This is a genomic window from Gluconobacter thailandicus F149-1 = NBRC 100600 (assembly GCF_000964465.1).
Taxonomy (GTDB): Bacteria; Pseudomonadota; Alphaproteobacteria; order Acetobacterales; family Acetobacteraceae; genus Gluconobacter; species Gluconobacter thailandicus.
The window spans coordinates 1-5,066 of the sequence record NZ_BANH01000065.1; the positions used below are offsets into that span (position 1 = coordinate 1).

A 5,066-nucleotide genomic window follows, 5' to 3' on the forward strand; every position below is an offset into this window, starting at 1 on the left:
CTGAATCAAAATTCCCTACAAAAATCAATGGGTCCTGAGCCTAACAAGGGCGTCTGTGCATGAAAGATACAGTGCTTGCTCAAAGCCTGAAACCACGCCACATCGCCATGATTTCTATCGGCGGCGTGGTCGGGGCCGGGTTTTTTATTGGCGCTTCTGCTCCTATTTCGGTCGCAGGGCCGGGAGCCTTGCTATCTTACGCCCTGTCAGGGCTGATGACCTATCTGGTAAATCTCATGCTCCGGGATGTTGCATTAAGTGCCCCTGGACATGGGTCTTTCGTCAATCAGATACGCCATGCGCTCGGAGGACACGCCGGTTTCATGACGGGATGGACCTACTGGCTCGTCTGGGTCACGACCCTCGGGATCGAGATCATGGCAGCAGCGTCCCTTCTAACGCCGCTTGTTCATCTTCCTTATGCATTGGTTGAGTGCATTATCTTGGCCGTCATGACGGGCGCCAATCTTATGGCTGTCCGTGCTTATGGCGAGTTCGAATACTGGTTTTCTATGCTGAAGGTCGGCGCCATCGCTGCTTTCATTCTGATTGGTGTTGTAACCCTTTTTCAAGGCCACATCCCCATTCGGCAGAACCTTTTTGGGGGTGGCCTTTTACCTCATGGCTGGCTAGCACTTCTGGCAGCAATTCCGGCGATCATGTTTTCCATGTCCGGTAGCGAAGTGATCACGATCGCAGCTCTTGAGTCTGAAACTCCAGATAAAAACATCGCAAAAGCGACGCGGTCGGTTGGCCTGCGGATCGTGGGTTTTTATCTTACTTCTGTTGCGCTTATTCTCTGTCTTGTCCCCTGGAGCTCGCTCACGCCAGGAGAATCACCCTTTCTGTTTGTTCTAAATCAGCTTCACATTCCTTTTGCCAGTGCAGCCATGGAAGTTGTGATTGTTTCTGCCATGCTCTCCACCCTGAATTCAGGGCTTTACGCAACGTCCCGCATCCTTTTTGAGCTAGCCGATGTCGATGATGCGCCCAAGGCGTTCATGCGGCTGCACCCCAGCACTCAGTCTCCCCGGATTGCCGTTCTTTTCAGCTCGGCAGCAGCTCTTATAATTGCGGCCGTCGCGATACTTTCGCCCAATGCGGTCTTTGCGTTTCTGTTAAGTGCAACAGGCGCCCTCATTATTTTTCACAATACTCTGATCGTTTTCACCCGTGTGCGTTTATGTGGATTGGGTATCACTCCGATCCTCACATTCTTGCTTTTGCTCGGCGCCCTGATCGCAATGGCGCTTGTGCCGCATACTCGTCACGAACTGGCCATCAGCACGCTTACGATGGGGATCATGCTTGTGATTGCAATCGTTCGCCATTTTGTGGGCAAAGCGCCTAGTCGGGCTTTATGAAGCATACCTTTTTCAAAAAATGAAACCCGGTTTGAATCACGATCCACAAGGAGTTCCTGCGTTCATGTCACACTCTCTCGAATTCTATATCAACGGTCAGTGGGTCAAACCTCACGGAACACACGTTATTGACGTCATTAACCCGGCAACAGAACGGCCGTGCAGCCAGATTGTGCTGGGAGATGCGACAGACGTCGATCTGGCGGTGAAAGCGGCTCACGCAGCCTTTCCAGTGTGGTCGACATCCACACGAGAGGATCGTCTGGCCGTTCTTGAGCGTATCCTGCAAGTTTACAAGCGCCGCACCGAGGATATGGCACAGGCAATTTCCCTTGAAATGGGGTCGCCCATTGCACGCGCCCGAGATAGTCAAAGTTGGGCTGGCATGGCGCATCTGGAGGAAATGATCTCCGCGCTCAAAACTTTTGTTTTCGATGAGCTACAGGGCGATACTCTCATCACACGCGAGCCGGTTGGTGTCTGTGGGCTCATAACGCCCTGGAACTGGCCGATGAACCAGATTGTCTGCAAGGTTGCGCCTGCTTTGGCCGCAGGCTGCACGATGGTTCTGAAACCTAGCGAAATTGCGCCACTCAGTGCGTTAGTTTTCGCGGAAATTCTTGATGAGGCCGGTGTGCCGCCTGGCGTGTTTAACATGGTTAACGGTGACGGACCCATGGTAGGAGAAGCGCTCGCTCGGCATCCGGATATCGACATGATCTCCATTACGGGTTCCACACGGGCAGGAATTGCGGTTGCAAAGCGGGCTGCCGATACAGTCAAGCGTGTGCATCAGGAACTGGGTGGAAAGTCTCCGAATATTGTTCTGCCAGACGCCGATTTTGCAGATGCAATCCGACGTGGCGTGAAAGGCTGCTACAGCAATTCCGGTCAGTCCTGCGATGCGCCCACTCGTCTGCTCGTCCCGCATGCTCGTATGGACGAAGCAATGGAAATCGCCAAAGAGACCGCAGACTCTTTCAGGCTGGGTTCTCCAACCTCAGAGGAAACACAGCTCGGTCCTGTTGTTAGTGAAACCCAGTACAATCGTATTCAGGCATTGATTCAAAAGGGGATCGACGAGGGGGCTACACTGGTAACAGGAGGGATGGGTAAGCCCGCGGGCCTCGAAACGGGTTACTATGTGCGTCCAACCGTGTTCGGAAACGTCCAGCCGGAGATGACCGTGTCTCGTGAGGAAATCTTTGGGCCTGTTCTGTCAATCATCGCCTATGACGATGAAGAGCATGCGATCCGAATTGCCAATGACACTCCTTACGGACTGGCCGCGTATGTTCAGTCTGGCAATCTGTCCCATGCCCGCCAGGTTGCGCGTCGGCTGAGGGCGGGAAACGTCAATATTAACGGTGCAGACTGGACTGTAACCGCACCGTTTGGCGGATATGGGCAGTCGGGAAATGGTCGTGAATGTTCTCGTTGGGGCCTGGCAGACTTTGTGGAAATCAAGGCCATCATCGGCTACGGCGCCTGAAAATAGCGAGAGGACCCTTCAGATGATTCCCAGTCTTTATGCCCGGAAAGGTCCCGGTTTGTCTCTTGCGCCTCTCGCGGGGCAAGCAAGTGCGGAGACGGTCGTCATTGGGGCTGGCCTTACAGGAATTTCAACCGCTCTGCATCTTGCTGAGGCCGGGAAAGATGTTGTCGTTCTGGATACGCACGAGCCCGGCTGGGGAGCGTCGGGTCGAAATGGCGGCCAGGTTAATCCCGGCCTCAAAATGCCGCCAGAGCAGGTTTTGAAGGATTTTGGTCCCACAATTGGTGCACGCCTTGTCGACAAGGCGTGGAATGCACCTGATCTGGTCTTTGACCTCATTGCACGTCACAGTATTGATTGTGATGCTGCTCGCGGTGGAACAATTCGCGCAGCAACAGCAAGCAGCCAGCTTGATGCTCTGAGAGAGCTGACCCGCCAGTGTGAAAATTACAGTGGTCCGGCAACGTGGCTGACCGCCGCCGATATGATGCAGCGCACGGGCGCATCTGTGTATGCCGGGGGAATGATTGATGCACGGGGAGGGCAGATCGACCCTTTGGCCTATACCAGAGGTCTTGCAAAAGCGGCGATATCCGCTGGGGCCCGTATCCATGATCAATCGAGAGTGAGGTCCGTCGTTCGCCGGGGGACGGGGTGGGCCGTCTCAACCGATCGAGGCGAAGTGGTCGCCCAGTCAGTCGTGATGGCGACCAACGGGTATTCTGGTCGTCTTCTGGATAAAATGCGGCGATCCATCATCCCACTATTCAGCGCCATTGTTGCCACCGAGCCCCTTCCTGAGGCTCTTCGCGGTAAAATTCTGGCCCAACGTGAAGTGGTTTATGAACTGGGCGAAATTACCACCTATTATCGGGTAGATGCTCAGGGGCGCTTTCTCATGGGAGGGCGATCCGCCTCTCACGCCCTGCATGGGCCAGACGCTTTTCCGTATCTGAAAGCACGTGCGCTCAAGCTCTGGCCGGAACTGAAAACTATACAATGGACTTCTGGCTGGAATGGCCAGTTAGCCATGACACTGGATCACTATCCCCATTATCACGAACCAGCGCGGGGCTTGATGGCCTGTCTGGGATACAATGGACGTGGTGTGGCCATGGCAACGCTCATGGGGCAGAATATTGCTGATGTGCTTCAGGGTGGAGAGCCGTTATTCCCGGCCCAACCAATAAAGCCTGTGCCTTTGCACTTTGGCTGGAAAGCCGGTGTGCTTGCTGGGATCGCACGCGGAAGACTGAAAGATCGCTTCGGCTTGTGATGCCATTGTACAGACCGCATATCGTATCTTCTACCCTACACTTCAGTATGACTTCGATGCAGTAAAGGGGGAATTATTCCTTTGGTGCCATAATAGCAAGATCTAAGCTTTTTTCAGATATCATTGTTCTTTCAGCAGCGTTGAAAAGTCTATGGAAGCCGACGAGGCAAGTTTTAACAGATCTGCTTCAGACATAGACATAGGCCTGCAAGGGCGCGTCAGGGCGTAAACAGGCGGAGAGTAAAAAGGGCAGGAGAGCCGAGCGCCGCCTCGGGCATGCGTGCCCCCGAAAGAAACGCCATGTTGGGAGAACGGCTATGCGGGGAAGGGAATGTCAGTGATCGAAAGTAGTCATGCGTAATGTTCATTTTCAGTGTTGCGGCCCACGATCGTGGAGACCACATCGTGGTTCACAGTACGGTGCGGGAAAGAAAAATAAGTGATGATGCGCAGCTTCGAGCTTTAACGCCTCGGTGCGCCCCATGATGCCTCCACTTTCTCGACGTCGATATTGAACCAGAGTTCGGTGGCCGGACGACGGCACAGCACAACTGCTGACCGAAGGATGAACCTTATCCTTACTGTGTCATTGGATATCGCGTACCGCCATCGATAGGATGAACCCAAGACCGTCGCCCCCGTGCCGATCAGTCGGAACGAGGGCGTTGTCGCGTCGTCTGTCTTTTAAATTGTTTCCTGCCGTTTCCTTGGGAATGAACAAAGTGATCCGTCTCTAACTTTGGTGTTTGGTCCTGGGGTTTGATGGGTTGGATTGATGATGAATTTTTCTGGCTCTGAAGTCCATATTTTGCAGACGTACTCGTAAGGTGTGAGGCCACTGAGGGTCTTGAGCCTTCGCCCAAAATTATAGGCTGCCATGAAGTCGTTGAGGTGTGTCCTCAACTGCTCATGACTGTCGTAATGGAAGCGT

Annotated in this window: 4 protein-coding genes; 3 read left to right on the forward strand and 1 reads right to left on the reverse strand. The window is 53.7% G+C overall.

Features of this window, described 5'->3' with window-relative positions; genetic code table 11:
• The first annotated feature begins 59 nt into the window (after nt 1–59).
• The 3 genes from B7444_RS14095 (at nt 60) to B7444_RS14105 (ending at nt 4,135) form a co-directional block, all read left to right on the forward strand.
• Nucleotides 60–1,364, forward strand: coding sequence for an amino acid permease (locus B7444_RS14095; protein ID WP_007283976.1), 1,305 nt, complete (start codon nt 60–62; stop codon nt 1,362–1,364).
• A gap of 64 nt (nt 1,365–1,428) precedes the next feature.
• Nucleotides 1,429–2,856, forward strand: a complete 1,428-nt coding sequence (locus tag B7444_RS14100) for an aldehyde dehydrogenase family protein (protein WP_081603793.1) — start codon at nt 1,429–1,431, stop codon at nt 2,854–2,856.
• 22 nt (nt 2,857–2,878) lie between these two features.
• Nucleotides 2,879–4,135 carry an NAD(P)/FAD-dependent oxidoreductase gene (locus tag B7444_RS14105; RefSeq protein ID WP_007283978.1) on the forward strand — a complete coding sequence of 419 codons (1,257 nt, stop codon included), beginning with the start codon at nt 2,879–2,881 and terminating at the stop codon, nt 4,133–4,135.
• 684 nt (nt 4,136–4,819) lie between these two features.
• On the opposite strand, the gene B7444_RS14110 is transcribed toward B7444_RS14105, so the two are convergent.
• A partial coding sequence (locus B7444_RS14110) for an IS3 family transposase (RefSeq protein WP_373277515.1) occupies nt 4,820–5,066 on the reverse strand: 247 nt, incomplete at its 5' end.